14 protein-coding genes are annotated in these 20761 nt (G+C 52.7%); 2 read left to right on the forward strand and 12 right to left on the reverse strand.

Annotation, left to right across the window (positions count from 1 at the left end; all coding sequences use genetic code 11):
- Positions 1-12: 12 nt before the first annotated feature.
- The 5 genes from NYE24_RS09780 to NYE24_RS09800 form a co-directional block, all read right to left on the reverse strand.
- Positions 13-1653 carry a sugar ABC transporter substrate-binding protein gene (locus NYE24_RS09780; RefSeq protein WP_341026044.1) on the reverse strand — a complete coding sequence of 547 codons (1641 nt, stop codon included), beginning with the start codon at positions 1651-1653 and terminating at the stop codon, positions 13-15.
- Between the two features lie 33 nt (positions 1654-1686).
- Positions 1687-2514 carry a carbohydrate ABC transporter permease gene (locus tag NYE24_RS09785; RefSeq protein WP_143804221.1) on the reverse strand — a complete coding sequence of 276 codons (828 nt, stop codon included), beginning with the start codon at positions 2512-2514 and terminating at the stop codon, positions 1687-1689.
- A 73-nt stretch (positions 2515-2587) separates the two neighbouring features.
- Positions 2588-3583 (reverse strand): ABC transporter permease subunit, encoded by a 996-nt coding sequence (locus NYE24_RS09790; RefSeq protein WP_051493881.1) that lies wholly within the window; start codon positions 3581-3583, stop codon positions 2588-2590.
- A gap of 125 nt (positions 3584-3708) precedes the next feature.
- Complete coding sequence (locus tag NYE24_RS09795) at positions 3709-4728, reverse strand: LacI family DNA-binding transcriptional regulator (protein ID WP_036698589.1); 1020 nt, start codon at positions 4726-4728, stop codon at positions 3709-3711.
- A 392-nt stretch (positions 4729-5120) separates the two neighbouring features.
- A complete protein-coding gene (locus NYE24_RS09800; protein WP_036698591.1) occupies positions 5121-5876 on the reverse strand; it encodes a YheC/YheD family protein in 756 nt (251 codons plus the stop codon).
- Between the two features lie 218 nt (positions 5877-6094).
- Between NYE24_RS09800 and NYE24_RS09805 the strand changes: the two genes are divergently transcribed.
- Positions 6095-6910 (forward strand): DUF6492 family protein, encoded by an 816-nt coding sequence (locus NYE24_RS09805; RefSeq protein ID WP_342478551.1) that lies wholly within the window; start codon positions 6095-6097, stop codon positions 6908-6910.
- A gap of 15 nt (positions 6911-6925) precedes the next feature.
- Positions 6926-7972, forward strand: coding sequence for a sugar phosphate nucleotidyltransferase (locus NYE24_RS09810; protein WP_051493882.1), 1047 nt, complete (start codon positions 6926-6928; stop codon positions 7970-7972).
- A 3-nt stretch (positions 7973-7975) separates the two neighbouring features.
- Here NYE24_RS09810 and NYE24_RS09815 read toward each other — a convergent pair whose 3' ends face one another.
- From NYE24_RS09815 to NYE24_RS09845, 7 genes are all read right to left on the reverse strand, one after another.
- The gene (locus NYE24_RS09815; protein ID WP_342478552.1) at positions 7976-11461 is read right to left on the reverse strand and encodes a glycoside hydrolase family 2 TIM barrel-domain containing protein; all 3486 of its coding nucleotides are present in this window, start codon (positions 11459-11461) and stop codon (positions 7976-7978) included.
- 56 nt (positions 11462-11517) lie between these two features.
- The gene (locus NYE24_RS09820; RefSeq protein WP_342478553.1) at positions 11518-12396 is read right to left on the reverse strand and encodes a carbohydrate ABC transporter permease; all 879 of its coding nucleotides are present in this window, start codon (positions 12394-12396) and stop codon (positions 11518-11520) included.
- 13 nt (positions 12397-12409) lie between these two features.
- Positions 12410-13318 (reverse strand): ABC transporter permease subunit, encoded by a 909-nt coding sequence (locus NYE24_RS09825; RefSeq protein ID WP_036698599.1) that lies wholly within the window; start codon positions 13316-13318, stop codon positions 12410-12412.
- An 87-nt stretch (positions 13319-13405) separates the two neighbouring features.
- Complete coding sequence (locus NYE24_RS09830) at positions 13406-15001, reverse strand: extracellular solute-binding protein (protein WP_342479221.1); 1596 nt, start codon at positions 14999-15001, stop codon at positions 13406-13408.
- Between the two features lie 189 nt (positions 15002-15190).
- On the reverse strand, positions 15191-17473 hold the full coding sequence (locus tag NYE24_RS09835; protein WP_342478554.1) for an AraC family transcriptional regulator: 2283 nt from the start codon (positions 17471-17473) through the stop codon (positions 15191-15193).
- A 208-nt stretch (positions 17474-17681) separates the two neighbouring features.
- Entirely contained in the window at positions 17682-18476 is a 795-nt protein-coding gene (locus tag NYE24_RS09840) for a Nif3-like dinuclear metal center hexameric protein (protein ID WP_342478555.1), read from the reverse strand.
- 91 nt (positions 18477-18567) lie between these two features.
- Positions 18568-20652: an alpha-glucuronidase family glycosyl hydrolase gene (locus NYE24_RS09845; RefSeq protein ID WP_036698607.1), complete on the reverse strand. Its 2085-nt coding sequence runs from the start codon at positions 20650-20652 to the stop codon at positions 18568-18570.
- Positions 20653-20761: the final 109 nt, after the last annotated feature.

Raw genomic sequence — 20761 nt, forward strand, 5'->3', positions numbered from 1 at the left:
CCTGCACCTTGCTTACTTAATGCCCAGCTTTTCCTTGTTGGCCTTCATCTTCTCGCTGCGAACCTCAACAATCTTGCTCCAGTTGTTCTTGTCGAGGAATGCTTCATGATCGGCCAGCGTACTGTCAAAAGTAGCCTCGTCCTTGGCACGGATCATGCTGACCAGCGTGGTGTTCCAGTTCGTATTAATGGCCGTCTGGCCACGGGCCTCCGGCGTCCCCTGATCAGGGTTAATATTCTCCAGGATGAAATGCGGCTTCAGCTTGCCTTTGCCCCATTCCTGCATCTGCTTAATCGACTCTGGGAACGCGTCCTTGCTCAGCGCTTTGTGGCGGTCATGTCCGAAGAACATGAATTCGCCCATGCGGTAGTCCTTCTTGAACTTATCCGCATTATTAAGCTGCAGGTCCTTCACTTCCGGCAGCAGCTCAACCGTACCGTCCGGGTTGGATTTATAAGTTACGCCTTCAATCCCGTAGTTCATCAGCTTCTGCCCTTCTTCGCTCAACAGATAGGTGAAGATCTGAATCGCTTTGGCCGGGTCCTTGCAGTTCTTGGTGATATAATTGATCATCCAGCCGGTAATCCCGGATTGATTCAATGTCGGCTGATGACCTACGGTGCTCTGCGGCCCGTCAACAGCCATATACTCCTTACCGGGATTGGCGCTCATGAAAATCTGCAGATTGCCGCCCTGCTGTGGCGTACCATCGAGCAGCATGGCCGCATATTTGCCGGACTTTACCTTTTCCTCAAAGCCGGTTCCGTCATCCGCGAAGCTATCATCACTGATCGCCCCATCTCTGTACACGGCATTCAGCGTCCGCAGCCAGGTCAGATAATCCTCATCCAGATTGCGGTTGTAGAACTTGCCGTCCTCTGTCTCCAGCGGAACGCCGATGAAATCCTGCAGCGCATCCCCGAGTGAACCGGTCCCTTCCCCGATGGCATTGAACCCGAAGGGGATCATGTCCGGGAACTTGGCCTTAATCTCGCTCATAGACTTCCTGAAGGCCTCCGGGGTCCCGAAGTCAGGGCTGCCCAGCGCTTCATACACATCCTTGCGGATGACAAAAGCCGTCTTCGCCGGAATATTACCGCTGTCATAATCCGCTTGTGTATTGGAATAGTTCGGATAACCGTAGGTTTTGCCGTCCTTCAGCTGGAACCAGTTCAGCGTGTCGGCAGCGGCCACCTTGTTGAAATACGGATCATACTTCTCCGCCAGCTCATTGAGCGGAAGCGCCCAGGTCGCGGCCTTTTGCACAACCGGGGAATTGGAGTCGAAGATCGTCAACAGATCCGGCATATCGCCGCCCGCGAAGAACGTATTCAGCTTCGTATCGTCCCCGGTAATGAACTTGATGTTGATGTTCAGATCCTCTTTGATCTTCTTGGTGACTACATCCTTGCCGAAGTCTGTATTCCACCAGTCCGCGTTCACATACCAGGTTAAGTCCGTAGTCTCGCTCTTCTTATCCAGCTGCCAGGCCGGAGTCTCGGGGTCTACCGTATACCGGTTGTCCAGGGACACCTCTACCGCCTTAGTGTTGCCGCCGCCTGAGCTGCAGCCTGCCGCTACCAGCATAGCTGCCATCAGGAGCAGCGCGGGTTTAAGCGTTTTTGTGCCGAGAACTTTTGTCATCTTGATCATATTCGTGACCTCCTATAATGTATTGAACCTCTTCTACTCCTTGACCGCTCCCAGCATCATGCCGGAGATGAAGTACCGCTGAAGAATGGGATACATCGCAACAATCGGCAGTGTGGTAATGACAATAGTTGCCAGCTGAACCCCTTTGGTGGTGGTCTCAATGACGACGGAGCCGCCGATATTCTGCATGGACTGGGTCTGCGACTGCACTATAATCTCATACAGCTTCATCTGCAGCGGGTAGAGCGCCTGATCGGTGATATACAGCTTCGTGGTCATGAAGTCGTTCCATTGTCCCACCCCGTTGAACAGGGCGATGGTTGCCATCGCGGGCATGGACAGCGGGATGAAGATTTTGAGGAAAATATGCCAGTCGCCTGCGCCGTCAATCTTGGCCGACTCTTCCAGCGAATCCGGCACGTTCCGGAAAAAGTTCATCAGAATCACCACATCGTAATAGCTGAATAAGGCTGGGATAATATACACCCAGAAGCTGTTCAGCAGCCCGAGCGATTTGATAAGCAGATACGTCGGAATCATTCCACCGGAGAAAAACATTGTGATCACGCCCATCGCCACATACAGCTTGCGGCCGCGGATGTATCTTTTGCTGAGACCGTAGCCGATCATTGCGCAAAAGAACACGTGAGTGATTACCCCGAGGAACGTCTTGGCGACCGAGACAACGAAGGATTGACCGATCGTGCTGTCATTGAAGACCGCCCGGTAATTCTCCAGCGAGAATTCTTTGGACCAGAAGATGAATCCGCCCTCGGCAAGCGCCCTGCCTGAACTAAGGGAAGAAATAATTACGTTCCATAAGGGAACGAGGATAATAACCATGAAGCAGATCAACAGCATCTTATTCACCGCATCAAAGATCCGGCTGTCGAGACCTTCCCGTATGACCTTCCGATTCACTCTAGCGCCCCCTCTACAACACGGATTGATTATCGTTCAATTTACTGGTGACCTTGTTGGCCATAAGCAGCAGGATTACCGACACAATGGAGACACCGAGGCCGACAGCCGTAGCATAAGAGAAATCGCCCTGCGTCATCCCCATCCGGTAGACATAGGAATTGATGACTTCAGCCTTGGCCCGGTTCTGCGAGTTCATCAAGACCAGCGTCTGATCCAGATTCGAGCCGAGTAAGCCGCTTACCGTCAAAATCAGATTCAGGCTGATGATCGCCTTCATGTTCGGAAGGGTGATATTCCATATCTGACGCAGCCGGCCAGCTCCATCAATCCGGGCCGCTTCGTAGTAAGTGGGGTCAATTTTAGCCATAATGGCCAGATACAGAATCGTGCCCCATCCGGCTTCCTTCCAGATATCCGACAGTGTGGCAATCCACCAGTACTTGCCTGCATCCAGCAGGATGTTGGACGGCTTCGAGATCAGCCCGAGATTCAACAGCAGCTCATTGAACAAGCCGGACGTAGAGAACCAGGTGATCAGCATCCCGCCCAGTACGATCCACGACAGGAAATGCGGCAGATAGGAGATCGTCTGGACGAATTTTTTGAAGCGGCCCATGTTCAGCTCATAGATCATAATGGCGAGAATAATCGGAATGATGAACCCGATCCCAAGCTTCAGGAAGCTGATGCCCAGCGTATTGACGACCGCATCCCAGAAATATTCGTCCGACAGAATAATCCTGAAGTTGTCCAGCCCCACCCAGGGTGCAGTGGATAAGGTATCGATGACCGTGTAATTCTTAAAAGCAATCGTTAGCCCGTAGATGGGTATGTAGCAGAAAATAATCATAAAAATAATGCCCGGCAGCACCATCGACTGAATCTCCCACTGCCTTTTGTAATCGGTTACAAAATCCTTGATCCGCTGCCCCATGGGCTTCTTGGCGGACGGCGGGATCGCTGGCGGGATGGAAGCTGATGCAGCAGACGCTGATGTTTTATTCATGATCTTGTCCCCCTCTCCATTGAGATATCCGGATGGTGCTCAAATTGGTGCTCAAGGCAATAAAAACGTTTTTATTTTGGCGCAAAAAATCCCCCTCCTGTAAAATCAGTTTCACAAGCTGCCCTCTATCTGCGGTCCTTCCGCTCCAGCTTCACATGACTTGAGCCTCTTACGACAAGCTCGCCCTGCAGCTTCTGTGCTGCTCCCTGCTCCTTGTCTTGAATCATGCGGACCAGATGATCAATCGCCAGCATGCCCTGTCTTGCAATCTGATTCCTTACCGTCGTGAGCGGCGGCGAATAATAAGGGGCGATATCAATATCATCGAAGCCCATCACGCTGACATCCTGCGGCACTTCATAACCGTAGCTCTTGAGCGCTTGAATACAGCCCATTGCACTGATATCATTGCCGGCCAGGAAGGCGTCAGGGACTCTCGCGGGATGCAGACGGAGGTAAGACTTCACGGCATTATAGGTGCTATCCTCTTCAAAATACCCCTGAAGGATAAAATCCTCCTCCACCGGAAGCTGGTATTCACGCAGCGCGGCCAGATAGCCTTCCTTCCGCTGCACGCTGTCGAACATCGTATCCACGCCGGAGATATAGGCAATCCGCTTATGCCCCAGGCTGATTAAATACTTCGTAGCCTCATAGCCTGATTCGTAGGAATCAAAGATAATGCTGCCCATCCCTTCATCCTCCAGCACCCGGTCCAGAAACACCGCCTTAATCTTGTCTTTCTTCATAGCGGCAATGTCCTGTTCGTCAATGCCCAGCTCCTCATAGATAATGACGCCATCCACCCGCCGTCCGAGGATATTGCTCATAATAACTTGTTTGTCCTTGGTGACGAATACATTCAGGCCATAGCCCATGCGGTCGCACTGACGGGACATGGATTCTACCAGCTTGTAGAAGTACGGACCGGACACACTTGTCGTGAAGAATCCCAGCATCTTCGTGGTCCCCGATTTCAGCAGCTTGCCGTTCAGATTCGGAACGTAATTCAGGCGCTGGGCCACCTTCAGAATATGGGCTTTGGTCTCCGGGCTCAGCACATCTACATCATTCAGGGCGTTGGAGACCGTCGAGATGGAGACCCCGGCTTCCCGTGCGACATCCTTGATCGTTATCTTAGCCATATCAATGTTCCTTTTTGATAAAAACGTTTTTATTGACTATAAAGTAACATGAAACCGCTTTAAACACAACACTTTTTCTCATTTTCTTGTCCATCCACCTTTTCCGCTCATTATTGCCCGCCGGACGTGAGGCCTAACCTCTGTCTAGCATACAATAACTTCTATGTCATTAAATTCATCTTATTTTACTATAAGACAGCGGGATTTAGCTATGCGGGAGTGAGGGTGCACAGCAGACTTATGCCAAGTGGAAACGGCTTTGCCGTCCTTTCAAAGGACGGTACCGTTTCGGCGAGAAATAGAAAGATAATGTATAGCGTGAACCCTATACATTTTTATATTTCAAAGAAAGGCCTTCCTTAGCTTGGCAGGCCTTCCTTTGGCATATCGTATTATTTGGTCAAGCCCAAACGCCGGTAACGCATTACTCTGCGGTACATGGATTTATCCTTCAGCTGATTAAAAATGTATGGATCAGGATTCATATTTACTTCAATAATCCACGGCTTCAGTGAGTGGTCTAGTCCGACATCTACACCGAACTGCCGGTGGTGCGGATAAGTCTTCTTCAACTGCTGCGCTATGCGTGTGCCCAGCCGGTTCATGTCCCCCTTAAGCTGCACAAGCTGCTGCGCAGACAGATGGGTGGAGAGCAAATGCTCCACTGCGGTCGGTTTGCCGCCGCTGTGGTAATTGGTCACAATTTTGCGCGGGTGCCCGAGCCGCCCGATAATCCCGGTAGCTTCCCATACGCCCTTGGGACTGAGCTGCACCATCACCCGGATATCGAAGCGGCGCCCGTGATGCTTCAGCAGGTGGATACCTTTTTGCAGCAGATAGCTCCTCTTGCCGATTCTTGCCGCCAGACTGTGGTGAAAAGCATCAAACGTAGCGAACCGGCGCACGGTCTCCTCATACTGATAGATATATCCCTGCCGGTCCTTCCGCTCTGCGCGGATCACGCCCATGCCATACGTTCCCCGTTCCGGCTTGATATAGATCATTCCATAGCTGTGCATCATCTGCTCCAGATTACGCCTGTTAAATCTCCGGGTATCGGGGATGAACCCCTTGATTGTCTCGTTCTTAAGCAGCAGTTGTGTCTTATACCATTTGCTCAGTCCTGAATGAACTTGTTTGGCTGTCACTTATGCACTCTCCTGTCCGGGCTGGGAGACTCCGCTCCATTTTTACATAAAAAAACATATTCACTGCATCCTATGCCGGTAGAGATGCCATGGAATATATCATTTGCCCCGTATGAAAAGATTAACTTAGTGCAGGATAATTGCCCTCTCCACCACAGCTGCGCAGGCATACCCTAGTGAAGACGTTCAAATGTCAATATGTGTATGGAGATGAATCCATGTCCTTTCCTGCCGTAAGTGTAACCTCAAGCGCTCCACCGATCGACATCCTGATTCCTGCTATCGAAAAGGACCTCGCCACCCTCCCTTATGTGATTGATAGTCTTCGCCGTTATGTCCAGCACCCTATCAGTAATATCTATATTATCTCGCCGGAGAATAGTAGAATCAGACAGCTGTGCTCCCGGAAAGCTTGCGTCTTTGTCAATGAAACCACCGTCCTCCCATTCACCAAAAAAGCAATCCGTTATTCCTCCTCCCGCTGGAACCGGTCTGGCTGGCTGTATCAGCAGCTGCTCAAGATGAATGGGGATCAGGTATGCCGCGAGAAATACTTCCTGGTCATTGATGCAGATACGATGCTCATCCGTCCCCATCGCTTCCGCTCCGGCGGGAAAAGCATCTTCTATTGCCGCAGCTGGAGCCAGCCGGAGTATTTCCGCACCTACCGCAAGCTGCTCGGTGTACCTGCGCCTTCGCCCAAGTCGTTCGTGACCCACTACATGCTGTTTGAGTCCGCGAAGCTGGCCAGTCTCAAAAGAAAAATTGAAGCCCGTCACGGCATGTCCTGGCATGCGGCTATTCTGCACTCCATCGACAAGAAGCGGCAGTTCGGCTTCTCTGAATTCGAGACCTATGCCAACTACGTGTACAGCACCAATCGCACCTCTGTGCTGCTCAAAAATGCCAATAATAAAGCGCTGAAGACCCCGGCGGGCTCGCTGACTGAGGCGCAAATCCGCAAGTACGCCGGGACTTACCGTTCGCTCTCTTTCCATCAGCGCAAGGGATACTCCACTCCGGGCAAGCCTTAAGGAGGCAAGATATTGATGCATACTATTCTTCTGTGCGGCGGCTCCGGCCAGCGGCTGTGGCCCCTGTCCGGCAGCATCCGCTCCAAGATGTTCCTGCCGCTGCTGCCTGCACCGGACGGGGGCACAGAATCCATGATCGGGCGGGTATGCCGTCAGCTCGGTCAGGCCGGACTGGATGAATCCCTGTTGCTCGTGGCCCATCAGGAGCAGGTGGCCCTTACCCAGCGGTATACCGGAAGCAATTATCCGGTAATCGGAGAGCCGTGCAAGCGCGGGACCTTCACTGCTGCCGCGTTTGGGGCGCTGCACTTGCTTGCAGCCGGAAAGGCACAGCCGGAGGACATCATCTGTATCGCTCCGGCCGACATGTACGCAGATGATGATTTCTTCCGCCAGTTCCATCAATTCGAGGCACTTCTGGCCGATTCTGAGGCCGAACTCCTCCTGCTTGGAACGAGGCCTTCTTATCCCTCGGAGCAATACGGCTATATCGTCCCGGCACAGGAAGACTCTGGCGGGTATGCTCAGGTGTTATCTTTTGCAGAGAAGCCGGATAAGGTTAAAGCCCTGGAGCTGATGCGGGAGAAGGCCTTATGGAATTGCGGGGTGTTCGCTTCGCGGCTGAGCTTCCTGCTGGAGCATCTGGAGAGGCTGGGGCTGCCTGTGGAATTCGCAGCATTGACCGCGCAGTATCCAGGACTTCCGGTCCGCAGCTTCGACAAGGAAGTGGCAGAACGCAGCACCAAAGCTGTTGTCGTAAGGCATGAAGGGGAATGGTCCGACCTGGGAAGCTGGGATACGCTGACGGCCAAGCTGCCATCACAGGTCATTGGAGTAGGCGGGCTATGGGGAGAATGCGGGGACAGTCACCTTATTAATGAGCTGGAGGTGCCGCTGCATGTCATTGGGGTCTCCGGTATAGTCGCCATAGCCGGTCCCGAAGGCATTCTAATCGCAGATAAGAAGAACGCTAACATGATCAAGGATATTCTGGCGTCTGACCGCCATAAACAAAAAGGGAAATCTCAAACACCGGATGATGGCTGTTCGGGATATCCCTGATGGCTAGACAGAGGGCAGGAACCGGAACCACTTGAAGTCAAACCGGCTGCCCGGCAGGAACAGGAAGGTGACGGTCTGGCTGCCGCTTACCGGCGGCTCCAACGTGAATTCACGCTCCATATAGCTGGCGCTGCCGGCAAATTCAATCAGCTGCTTCGATTCACCGGCAGGACCGCTGAACAGAATTTGCATTGTATTGTTCGCAAGCGCTGAGCGTCCGCAGATGAGGATCCGTGAGCATTCCGTTGCGCCGAAGTCCATTCCGGCAAATATAAGCGACACATTGTTGCCGATGCCCTCGACGGCCTCCTCCGTTATGGTGAAGGTATCGCCGTAGACTGCAGTGTTGGCCAGTGCATCCAGACGCTCGAACGCCTTGGTCTTGCTGACAAACGTGAAGCCCTTCAAATGAATCTTCTTGCGCAGAACGAAGAACAGCGAGGTAATCCCCGTCAGCCGTCTGGGCAGCGTATACCGTTCCTCCTGGTAGACATTCCAGAGGGAAGGCTTCTGGTAAGTCACGGTTGTGAGCCGCACGGCACCGGGCTGCCCGGGCACGCCTTCCCATATCTCTACCGGAAATTCCTGATCATCCAGCGAGAAGATCGGCAGAATAATCTCATCGGCCCCATATCCGCCGAAGTCGATCCGTTCGAAGCAGATCAGGCTCTCCCCTTCGCGGGCGGTGGCAACCCCCCGCTCATTGCCGTTGGTCAGATTCCGGCTGTGGCTGCTGTTAAATCCTGATGAAACAAACTCATAGGGATTCAGATAAGCCTGCCCGAAGCCCGTAAGCTTGAATTCCATCTGCGAATAGAGCCGAATCCCGTCAGCGCCATTGGCTGTCCCGCAGCGGATGTATACCTCTCCGTCACCTAAGGCCGTGATTACGGCTTCATGGCCGTTCGTCTCAAGAGTGGCGATATTGGCATCAATTCCGGCGGCATTCGTAATCCGCCACTCGACATCCTGCCAAGTGGCCCCCTGAGGATGAAGCTTAACACGGACTGGAAGCGACGGGCGATCAGGCGTCAGAATATTACCCCCGGGGCAGACGATCTCCAGCTTGCGGACCGGGATCTCCTCTTCGCTGCCGCTCTCCGGATGACCGGAGGACGCATCCGCCTCCAGCGGATAATGTGCATACAGGTACAGCTCATCTTCAGCGTTCGTTCCCGCTGCCGGAAGCACCGATTGCAGCGTAAGCTCAGTTGAAGCCAGACCCGCCGAAGCCGCACGCAGCGTAATCGTTCCGGCCTCCAGTGTTCCGGCAATCACTGCCAGCAGCTTGCCGCTGAATAGGCGGCGGCTTACGTCCTGGTAAGAATCATAGTCCGTGCTGTCCCCGTTATCCAGACCGATCAATCGTCCGGGACCCTCCATACTGAGGTGAACGCGGTTATTGGCATTCGCTACCGGACGTCCCTCCTGATCCAGAGTGCTGATCGTTACGAAGTTAAGGTCCGTACCGTCTGCTGTAATTACTTGCTTGTCGGGAGCAAGGACAAGCGAAGCCGCATCTCCGAACGAGGAAATTTGCTCTACAGCAACGACCTCCCCCTTCCCATCATAAGCCACCGCCCGCAGGACACCGTCCGCATAAGGCAGCTGCCATTCGCCAAGCAGCTTGTGTCCATGAGCATGGTCGATATCCACGCTGCCCTGCGAGACTTCATTCAAGAACAGCTCGATGCGCGGAGCATTCGAACATACACGCACATCTATCAGCTGGCCCTGCGAGAAATCCCAGTACGGGAAGATATGAATCATCGGATGCGTACGGTAATCTGTCCATTCCGCCTGATAGATATAATAGGAATCCTTAGGGAAGCCGGCGGTATCCAGCTGTCCGAAATATGAGTTCTTGGTGTGATACGGGGTAGGCTCCCCGATATAGTCAAAGCCCGTCCACAGAAATTGTCCCAGCGAGAAGGATGCATCCCGGTCTGCGGTGATACAGGCCTCCGTGCTTTTGGCGCCCCAGCTGGTAGAGCTGTTCCCTAACGATGAGCACTGCTGGTCATCATCGGCAAGCACAGATTGAGCCAGCGGGAAATGATAGACTCCCCGGCTCTGCACTGTCGAGCAGGTCTCACTGCCGTAGATGATCCAGTCCGGATGCTCCTTGTGATGCTGCTCATAATATTTCTCCGCATAGTTGTAGCCTGCCACCTTGACGATATCCGCGCATTTCTGCGCATTCTTCCAAGGCATATAGTTCGAGCCGATGGTAACGAAGGCATTGCCCCGCGGATCATGAATCAGCACTTCCTCCTGCAGCTCCCGGGTGAGCTCCTGGCCGCGGCTGTCTGCATGGGTATCGTATATCTCATTGCCGATACTCCACATCAGCAGACTTGGACGATTGCGGTCCCGCCGCACCCAGCTGGCGATATCGCGCTTCCACCACTGCGGATAGAACCGTGCATAGTCATAAGGCGTTTTGCTGCGCTCCCACATATCGAAGGCTTCCGTCACAATCAGCAGGCCCATTTCGTCGGCCAGCTCCATAAGCTCTACCGCCGGCATATTATGCGCGGTACGGATGGCGTTGACTCCCATCTCCTGCAGCAGGACGAGCTGGCGGCGCAGCGCCGCTCTGTTCACTGCAGCCCCCAGAGCGCCCAGGTCATGATGCTGGCAGACTCCATATATTTTGACATGACGCCCGTTGAGGGAGAAGCCCACGTTACTGTCCAGCTCCAGGGTCCGGAAGCCGAACCTCTCCCTCTCCACTTCGATCACTTCATCCTCAACCAGCAGTTCGGTCTGCAGCCAGTAGAGATTGGGACTTGAAATATCCCATAGCAAGGGCTGGTCAACAGTCAGGCGGCTGTGGGTATGTACGGTTAATTCACCCTGCACCGTCACCTCAGTAACTTGCCCGGCAACTAAGGTTCCTGCTGCATCCAGAATGCTATGCCGCAGCTTCATCTTCGTCCCTGAGCCCGCAGCTTCAGCGGTATGCAGCTCAGCATCCACATCTACAGTCCAGGCCTGACCTTCCGTTGTCCTGGCTGCAATATACAGCCCGTCAGCGGCGATATGCGTCTTCGGCACCGTCTTTAGCCAGACGGGCCGGTAAATTCCGGCACCGGAGTACCAGCGGGAATTGGGCGATTCGTGGATCACGCGCATATAGATTTCATTCTCTCCGGCGACCAGGTGCGGAGTTATCTCGAATTCAAAGGTAGAGTAACCATATTTCCACTCCCCCGCTACCTGTCCGTTCACATATAGTGTCGAGTTCATATACACTCCCTCGAAACGCAGGAACACAAGCTCATTCACCGGCACTGCATCGAACCGGAGGCGGGTGCGGTACCAGCCCTCTCCATTCTCGTAGAGGTTGCGGGTATCATAGATCAGCCAATCATGCGGCAGCGTAACAGCAATCCAGTCCGCATCTGCGGCCACCTTGGCAAGCTCCGAATGAAGCGGCTGCTTGCTGAATTGCCAGCCGTTGCTGAGTTTCCTTTTTAGACTCATGGCTATACGTCCTCCTTATCCTCACTACAGCTAAGCTTCCTGAATGACTTCATGCCTCATCCCTTCAATGCGCCAACCATTACGCCCTTGACGAAATACTTCTGCAGGAACGGATACAGCAGCAGGATCGGCGCTGTGCTTACGATAATTGCCGCATATTTCAGCGTTTCGGTCACATCACGGCTATGGAGCAGTGTTGTAGTCCCCAGCATACTGGCATTATCATTCTCAAGAATGATGTTTCGGACCACGAGCTGGATCGGGAACAGGCTCTGGTCACGCAGGAAAAGCATGGCGTTGAACCAGCTGTTCCAGTGGCCTACGCCGTAATACAGAATCAGCACCGCAACCACCGGCATGGACAGCGGAATAAAGATGCGGAACAGAATGGTGAAATGGCCTGCACCGTCCAGGAAGGCGGACTCCTCCAGTTCCTTCGGTATCGCCATGAAATAAGTGCGCATAATGATTAAGTTGAACGTACTCACCGCCGTTGGCAGAATCAACGCCCACAAGCTGTCGAGCAGGCCGTAGGACTTCACGATCAGGTAGAATGGCACCAGTCCTCCCTGGAAGAACATAGTGAATACGATGAAGAACATAATCGGCTTTTGCAGCATAACCCCTTCTCTGGACAGGAAATAGGCACCCAGGGCAGTAAGCGTCATATTAATGACAAGTCCTACCGCCAGGATGAACAGTGTATTCTTGAAGCCGGTCAGAATTACGGGGTTGTTCAGCACCGCCTTGTAAGCTGCCAGCGAGAAGCCTTGCGGCCACAGCAGGATGCCGTTGAAGGAGACCAGCCGGTTCCCATTGCTTAAGGAGGAGAACAAGATATATAGCATAGGATAGAGTGTAAGAATAATCATAAGAACCATAATAATAGAATTGCAGATATCGAAGATACGTTCGCCGAGCGACGCTTTAATCATAGGTGTGCACTCCTTACCAGAGACTGTTCTTACTTGCGCGTTTACTGAATGAGTTGGCGAGCAGCAGAATGGTGAAATTGATGACGGAGTTGAACAGGCCTACCGCTGCACTGTAGCTGTAGCTGAATTCCAGAATCCCTTTCCGGTATACAAAAGTGGATATGACATCAGCCGTCTCATAAATACTGGCGCTGTATAACAGAATGATTTTCTCAAATCCGACATTCATAATATTTCCGAGTGCCAGAATCAGCATAATCATAATCGTCGGCAGGATACCGGGCAGGGTAACGTGGCGGATCTGCTGTACCTTGGTGGCTCCGTCAATTTTGGCAGCCTCATACTGCTGCTGGTCAATGCCAGTAATGGCTGCCAGATAGATGATTGTGCCCCAGCCGATCTGCTGCCAGATCTCACTGATGATATAAATGGGGCGGAAAAATTCAGGCTGTTGCAGGAACGAAATCCGGGCCCCGCCAAAAAAGGCAATAACATCGTTGATCAAACCATCCGATAAAGTGAAATAACGCACGATTCCTGCTACCACCACGAGTGTTATAAAATGCGGCATATACGTAATCGTTTGCGTGATCCGGCGGAAAAGCGGGCTTTTCAATTCATTAAGCAGCAAGGCCAGAATAATGGGTGCCGGGAAGCCGATCAGCAGATTGAAGAAGCTTAGCAGAACAGTGTTCTTAATGACGCGGATGAAGTAGATACTGGAGAAAAAAGCTTCAAAATGCTTGAATCCGACCCATTCGCTGCCCCAGATCCCTTGGGAAGGGACAAATTGCTTAAAGGCGATAATGGTCCCGTAGAGCGGAACATAGTGGAACAATACATAGTATAGGATAACTGGCAGCACCATCAGATACAGCCATTTATTACGCAGGATGTCTTTCCCCAGTCTGGTTTTAAGCATATTCCTCTCTCCTTTGCTGCAACTTCATGGTCTTAGGCCGGGGCTGCCGGTACCTGTTGTATGTGTTGCAGCCCCTGCCCGCCCAAATTAACGGTTCAGATAACGTTCATACGCCGCTTGTTGAATTTCCAGTGCGCGTTCGATACCGAGGTCCTTCATCTGCTGCACATATTTATCGTAATTGTCTACGGAATCAGTGCCCAGGATGATCTTGAGCTCAGCCTCTTTCACAAAAGCGTTAATGTCGTTCATAATACTGCTCATTTCATCTGCTTCTTCGGCAGTCGGTGTGACCGGAGGAAGCAGGTGGCTCTCATGATTGGTTCGTTTCCAGATGCCGATGGATTCGGCCGTAGCCGGATACTTCGCCGGCAGATTATTGTCCTGCTGAATCATCGGGAAGTTGGTGCCATGAGAATATTTGCCCATTACCTGGTCGCTGCCGAGGCCATCCGGGTTCTGCACCACAAGATCGGTATACGCGGGCTTACCGTCTTTGAGCGTGTAGGTAGTGCCTTCAACCCCATAGGTATTCAGCATTTTGCCTTCTTCGGTAAAAGCGTAATCCAGCCAGCGCATAGCAGCCTCGATATTCTTGGTTGTCGCTGAGATCGCCGCCGAGCTTGTCCCCGCATAGGCATTATCCAGCTGTCCGAACTCCGGAAGCCCGCCCTTGACGGCAGCCGGGTATGGAGCGGCTACGAAGTCGGCCTTCGGATCTGCTTCCTGTACGGCTGAATTATATTTCTCAATATAATACTGCCAGCCGATTGTTGCTCCGCTGACATTAGAGGTCATTTTCTTATCCACTGTAGCTGAATCAATCGAAGCGAAATCCTTATCGATCAGGCCTTCTTTGTACCACTGGCTCATCGTTTTCAGATATTCCTTATAGCCAGGCTCCAGATAGCCGTAGACTACTTTGCCGTCGTTGACGTAGAAGTTCCCCATCACACCGAAGGCTCCGGCGAATCCGCCGGTCCGTTCCCCCAGGAACATCGTGCGGAAGGTTACAGGGGAGGCCGCCTTTTTCTTCTCTTTAAAAGCAGTCAGTACGGTGTGCCATTCGTCAATCGTCTCCGGGACACTGAGCTTCAGTTCATCAAGCCAATCCTTGCGGATAATCGGCCCGCCGTAGACCCGTCCGGCCTCCGAGCGGATGAACGGGAAGGCGTAATAAGTGCCGTCATCCGTTTTAATCATTTTGTCGATATCCGGATTTTCCTGAAGCGTTCTCTTCAGGTTCGGCGCGTATTGATCCATGAGGTCATTGAGCTTCAGAATATACCCCTGCTCAACGGCTTTATCGGGACCGCCAGGGTATTGCAGCCAGGTATTGAGGAAGATATCCGGCAGATCGCCCGATGCCAGCAGCAGACTGAATTTCTGATCGGTCATGGGGGTTCCGCCCAGCTGCTTGATGGCGATGCCTGTACGTTTCTCATATTCGTCATCGACCGGCAGCCGCTCCGGTGTGCCTCCCAGTTGTTCATTCATATAGGTCAGCTCTATTCCGCCTTTCATCGGATAAGCAAAAGCTGCTGCGGCTTCATTGGAAGCCGGGCCGTTCCCCGCAGGGTTGTTAGGGACACTCTCATCATTTGCATTCTTGGAACTAGTGCAGCCGGCAGCCAGCATGGTGAAACCTAACAAAACGGCAAGCGGTTTGTGGAGCCTTTTCATTCCAGATAATTTGATCACTAGTATGACCTCCGTAATTTGTGTAGTTGACGACTTAATGCCTCTACAATGTATGCTGAATCTTGTATACAAACAATATTCAAAATGCGTAATTCATTGTCAAAAACGCAAAAGAAGGATAGATCCGGCCTGCTTCTATCCTCCTGTCAGGAAATTGTATATTCTGTTTGTTTATTGCAGAGCTTTGAACCGCCCCGGCGTGATGCCTTCATACTTTTTGAATACCCGAATGAACGCACTGCTGCTGGAAAATCCTACACGGGAGGATATCTCCTCAATGGTGACGCCTTGCTGAAGCAGTTTCTTGGCTTCGGCTGTACGAACCTGACTGATGTAATCATGCAGTCCCTGCCCGCTCTGTTCTTTGAACAACCGTGATACATACTGCGGCGTGATCCCGAAATGGGCACCAATCATAGACACGCTAAGGTTGATATCCGCATAATGATCCTGCACATAGGCAGATACCTGGTCTCCGATTCCAGAATTTGAAGCAAGCTTTTCCGAGGCTTGGCTGCAGGCCAGCTGGATCAGCTCGGTCAGCTCGTTACGGAAATCTGCGCGCGTTGAGCAGGCCAGAAGCCTTTTCATCGGACGCCATTCTTCCCATAGCTTCGAGCGCTTCATCTCCTGGGGGACTGCCTTCATAATAGAGCTGCTTAAATCAATCATGGCATATCTCACAAGCTCAATAGACACCTGGGAGCCGAAGAAGCGGCCCAGAATCTCCTCCACCATCGCTGATGCCTTCCCGAAGTCACCGCTTTTGACCAGATTAATAAAAACAACCTCGTCATTGATCGTCAGGTAATAATCCGTCTGCTGCTGCTCAATATCCCCGTACCAGACCGTCGTATCCTCTTCCAGCACCAGCCGGTATTCCTGAGCCTCCAGCGCCTGCAGATACCCCTGATGCAAACTTCCCATGCCCGAGAGCAGCTCACTGCCGGCCATGGCGATCTGCAGGCCGTATTTCCGCTGAATGAACTCCAGGGTTTGGCTGAGCGCTTCTTCAATATCCTCTTTCCATCTGCCGGAACGCCCGGTGTTAATGTTCATCACTGCCGCCAGCATGCCATCCATCTCGGTGAAGCTCAAGCCGTGATTCGGTCCGGTGAAATCCATGATGATATTGGATACGATGAAATTGGACAGGCTTGGCGAAGGCCCCTCTTCCCCGCCGGACTGAATATAGAATAGAAGCACCGCAAAATCCCCGGAATCCCACTGGAAATGATGCACTCTGGCCACTTCCTCCAGCGATAATCCGTTCTCCGCCTGCCCTCTGAGCAGCTGCGACAAGTAATAGGTCTGGAGCACACGGAGCTGCCTGAACTGTCGGCTGTTCACATCATCCCTCTCCCGGATGGTAGCCAGCGCACTCTCCCGAATGAAGGAGAATTCATCCAGCACCCGCTGCGTCTGTTCATCGGCGGAGGGCGAGAACATATGGACCAGCTCACGGACAGGATTATAGTTCTTGCGGGCAAAGTAAGAGATAACCACCGCCCCGATCAAAAAGCTGATGAACAGCCCAAGCAGGTTCAAATTGCGGATTTGCCGCGCTTTTTCCCAGAACACGCTTGAAGGAAATACGCTGATATACTTCCAGTTCGTGTTATCGGAATCAATGAAGGAGACCATATTCTCCGTGCCGGCAATATCCTGGAAAGAAGTACCCGCAGTCTCACCGCCAGCCTCAGCGTCAGGCATTGGCTGCTGCGGAGAAGCCTCATTATTACGAAATAACACCTGATTATGATCATCGGTAATGTACACATCACCGTTATTTACCCAGTCTACGTTCTTAAGCATGCTATGAATCTTACTGCCGTTCAGCGGAAGAACCAACATCCCCTTCTGTCCATTGCTTGCAGTGGCACTGGCGAAGGGCTTCATCATCACAACCTTCTGCTCCCAGCGCTTAAACTCAATAAACGGAAGAGAGGCTTCCCGCCCTGCAGTCTCACCGTTCAGCTGTGACAGCCACTCCTGATAAGACAATCCGATCATCTTATTGTTCATTGCATAAAAGGTTTCACTGTCCGTATACGTCTCATCCGTCAGCACACGGTCCAGATTGCTTGAATAGAGATAGATCCCATCGATGAAATCATTGGCGGATTTGTATTTGCTGAGCTCCTGCCGGATCTGATAGATCTGAAAGGAGCTGGCCCTCTCTGCGCCGGGTGTGAGGGATAAGTATTTGTTCACACCGCTATGAATCGATAACTGCATCGCCAATTTCTCAGCTTGATTAATCTCGCTGTCTACAGTATTCTGCATCTGCTTAAGTATGGCGTTGCCTGCACGCTCAATCTCATATTCGACAATCTGTTTGGTCTGCAAGTAGATGATAGCGCTAACAATAAGCGGGATAATCATGATTACTGAATAGGAGAGGATCCATTTAAAGGCTACACTTCTGCTGAACCTCAGGTGCTTGTACTTCATCTTCTACGCTCCTTACCTCATATAGAATTCCACTATATGATAGTTGTGCCCGAGGGGGCAATCCGCAATATGAACCAGATCGTCAATTTGTAAACAAGTCCGCTATACTATGCCATCCGGCTGGACAAACAAAACCTCTTTGCCGGCAGAAGACCTTAGGGGAAAGCCATTATCCCCGGGTCTTCAACCTTCAAAGAGGCTGCGCTATCTATACAATTTGAAACACTGGCTGCTCCGGAATAAAGCGCACCGGCACCTCGGGGAACTGCCGGCTCAGCCGCTCTGCCAGCAGCTTCATTCCCGGCGCTTCGCTCTCGGCATGGCCGAGCATGATGAGTGCCCTGTCCTTGCCCTGTCTGACCGCATCCCGGATATACTCAGGCACCTCCCATTCGAAGCCTTCACCGGCGATGACCAGATCAAGCGACTCCTGCTCATACATCGGGATGACCGTACTGCCGTTCCCCCGGAAACCCACCAGCACCCCCACCCTGGAGCATGTAGCAGAGAGGTTCCCGGCAGCACGGACATAAGGGATGTTCAGCTTCTGCTTCACATAGGCGGCCACTTCCGAAACGGTCATCTCAGGGATGGTGAGGATCGATACCTCAGGCAGATGCCGCTCCACATACGCTTCCCATTCCAGCTCATGCAGCAGCCCTTCGACGATTCCGTCCAGCGTATAACGGTGTATCGTGTCATGGAAGCGGTAGATACCTACCCCGCTGCTTGTAATCAGTGCAGACTTCTGCCGGTAGACGGAATCCTGCTCCAGCGCACTCCCGTGTCCTTGGTGGCTATAAAATACACCTTCATGCGTGATCACCAGGTTGGCGCCAAGCCGGACAGCCTGCTCCACTACATATTGCGAAGCGGCGAAGGCAGTCACGATTCCCTGCACTTCTGTTGCCGCAGCGTCCGGCGCAAGCTTATCCACCGTATTCACGGGCAGCTGTACCCCTGCATTCAAGTGCTCCATCAAATCACTGAAAGTCAGTGCCATGAGATCTTATCCTCCTCGGTGTTACTCAAATGAGTTCCCGGCACAGCCTGTCAAAAGACAGGACAGGGCCGTCCGGTACGCAGATGCTCCCTTAGTAGATGGTCCGGCCTAATGCATCTGCAATTCCGCTCTTGCGGTAGAAATACGTATTAATCTGGTCACGCCATTCCTTGGCATGAGCCGCCTGCCCCTTAAGGCGTTCCTCCACCTGAGTGTACAGGCCGTCTGCGATGCTCCCCTTCAGTCCGCCCCAGGCGTCCAGCAGCCCTTCGGCACGCTCTGCACCTTCGAAATGCGTATCGTAGATATGCTGGATCACGGTTTTGCCGGAATGCAGCACATGAGTGTACGGTACATGATGGAAGAACAGCAGCAGCTCATCCGGGCATTCCTCCAGTGAATCATAACGCACGGCGTTGCTGCCCATGTACTGCGCGCTGTAGCCGGTACCGGTATTCACGGTACGGTCTACCCCGATGCCCTGATGATCGGCATAGTGGTAGGTACCCCACATCGAATATTCATAGCCGTCCACATTCGGGCCGTAGTGATGCTCGGGATTGATCATCCAGCCTACGCCAAGCGGCGATGTATAAGACTCATAGATCTCCCATGAATCCAGCAGGATCCGGCTGATTACCCCGGCCACCGCTGTGTCTGTGCCGAACGTCAAAGCGATCCACTCGGCCGCAATCTCCTCCGCGCTCAGCTCAGGATTCCAGGCCAGCCGGCCGAAGCCGTAGAGATTCGCCTGGGATAGCAGATGGCCCGTCCAGTTCCGGTCATTACCCACATTGGATACCGCCGCAATGCCGCTAAGGCGGTTGCCCCACAGCGATCCGTCAACGATCCGCTTCACCGGCGCTGTTCCGCCCTTAGCCTGTGTGTCGAACTCCATAATCTCTTTCCACTGCGGAACGAGATAGCAGACATGGCGCTGCTGTCCGGTATATTCCTGGGCGATCTGGAATTCGATCACATGGTTAGTCCGTTCCAGTGCGCCGAAGAGCGGAGATACCGGCTCTCTGACCTGGAAATCCATCGGGCCGTTCTTGATCTGCAGAATGACGTTATCATGGAACTGGCCGTCCAGCGGCTTGAAATGGTCATAAGCCGCTCTGGCCCGGTCCGTCTTGCGGTCACGCCAGTCCTGCTTGCAGTTGTATACAAAGCAGCGCCAGATCACGATGCCGCCATAAGGCTCCAGGGCTTCCGCCAGCATGTTGGCCCCGTCTGCATGGTTCCGCCCGTAAGTGAACGGGCCGGGACGATTCTCCGAATCAGCCTTGACCACGAAGCCGCCGAAATCAGGGATAGCTGCATAGATGTCGGCCGCTCTCGACTTCCACCATTCCCGTACACCTTCATCCAGCGGGTCTGCACTGCCGACTTCCCCTTCATGCATAGGTCCGGCGAAGTTCACGCACAGGTACAGGCGGATGCCATAGATACGGAAGATATCGGCGATTCCCGCCACATCCGGCAGATAGGTAGAGATAAACAGCGTCTCAAGTGCATGAACGTTAACATTGTTGATCGCTATTGCGTTAATGCCGGCGGTAGACATCAGCCGCGCATAGTCTGTAATCCGGTCCATATCCTTCGTGAACTGGTTATTCTCATACAGGAAGGATCTGCCGGAATAGCCGCGCTCCACACTTCCGTCGAAATTATCCCAGTGATTAATCATCCGCAGCGAATTCACAGGATTCACTACTTCATCCAGATTCTCAATGTCCTTGCCGCTGGCAATCAGGCGTAGAAGATGGAAGACGCCGTATAACACACCTGCCTGGGTGGAAGCCCCTACAGCAATGCATTTACGGGACTGGCTGGTACGAATGGCGAATCCTTCTGCTCCCACAGCTTGGACCGTCTTGTCCTCGAACAAGCCCTGGATCAGCGGATGATCACCCGCGAAGGTGCCGAAGGCCACACCGAATTCTTCCGGCTGCGGCTTGGAGACAGCCTCAAGCTCCAATAGCGAGGCAATGCCTCTTGTCCATTCCTGAAGTGCAGCCTGGATGGTCTCCCCGCCTTCCGTAACGGATACTGCTCCGCACCATTTCGCATATTGCTTATATAGGGAGCCTTGTTGAAGCTTAGGATAGCTTAACCACGCATTGTATCCGCTGTCATATTGTGCAGCATACTCATTTCCGGATTGTTGTCTCATGTCCATATCTCCTCTGCATACATCTTGTATACTAGATTTCATTCAGGTTCATCCTACCACGCAGCCGCAGCCCCGGAACATTGTCAAATCACGCTAATATTTACCCAAA

Source organism: Paenibacillus sp. FSL H7-0350 (assembly GCF_038593195.1).
Taxonomy (GTDB): domain Bacteria; phylum Bacillota; class Bacilli; order Paenibacillales; family Paenibacillaceae; genus Paenibacillus_AQ.

What these genes read in the sequence shown, in the direction of transcription:
- NYE24_RS09810 (WP_051493882.1), top strand. Translation starts at nt 6,926, where the DNA reads ATGCATACTATTCTTCTGTGCGGCGGCTCCGGCCAGCGGCTGTGGCCC.
- NYE24_RS09820 (WP_342478553.1), bottom strand. Translation starts at nt 12,396, where the DNA reads ATGATTAAAGCGTCGCTCGGCGAACGTATCTTCGATATCTGCAATTCT.
- NYE24_RS09805 (WP_342478551.1), top strand. Translation starts at nt 6,095, where the DNA reads ATGTCCTTTCCTGCCGTAAGTGTAACCTCAAGCGCTCCACCGATCGAC.
- NYE24_RS09815 (WP_342478552.1), bottom strand. Translation starts at nt 11,461, where the DNA reads ATGAGTCTAAAAAGGAAACTCAGCAACGGCTGGCAATTCAGCAAGCAG.
- NYE24_RS09835 (WP_342478554.1), bottom strand. Translation starts at nt 17,473, where the DNA reads ATGAAGTACAAGCACCTGAGGTTCAGCAGAAGTGTAGCCTTTAAATGG.
- NYE24_RS09785 (WP_143804221.1), bottom strand. Translation starts at nt 2,514, where the DNA reads ATGCTGTTGATCTGCTTCATGGTTATTATCCTCGTTCCCTTATGGAAC.
- NYE24_RS09830 (WP_342479221.1), bottom strand. Translation starts at nt 15,001, where the DNA reads ATGAAAAGGCTCCACAAACCGCTTGCCGTTTTGTTAGGTTTCACCATG.
- NYE24_RS09795 (WP_036698589.1), bottom strand. Translation starts at nt 4,728, where the DNA reads ATGGCTAAGATAACGATCAAGGATGTCGCACGGGAAGCCGGGGTCTCC.
- NYE24_RS09840 (WP_342478555.1), bottom strand. Translation starts at nt 18,476, where the DNA reads ATGGCACTGACTTTCAGTGATTTGATGGAGCACTTGAATGCAGGGGTA.
- NYE24_RS09845 (WP_036698607.1), bottom strand. Translation starts at nt 20,652, where the DNA reads ATGAGACAACAATCCGGAAATGAGTATGCTGCACAATATGACAGCGGA.
- NYE24_RS09790 (WP_051493881.1), bottom strand. Translation starts at nt 3,583, where the DNA reads ATGAATAAAACATCAGCGTCTGCTGCATCAGCTTCCATCCCGCCAGCG.
- NYE24_RS09780 (WP_341026044.1), bottom strand. Translation starts at nt 1,653, where the DNA reads ATGATCAAGATGACAAAAGTTCTCGGCACAAAAACGCTTAAACCCGCG.
- NYE24_RS09825 (WP_036698599.1), bottom strand. Translation starts at nt 13,318, where the DNA reads ATGCTTAAAACCAGACTGGGGAAAGACATCCTGCGTAATAAATGGCTG.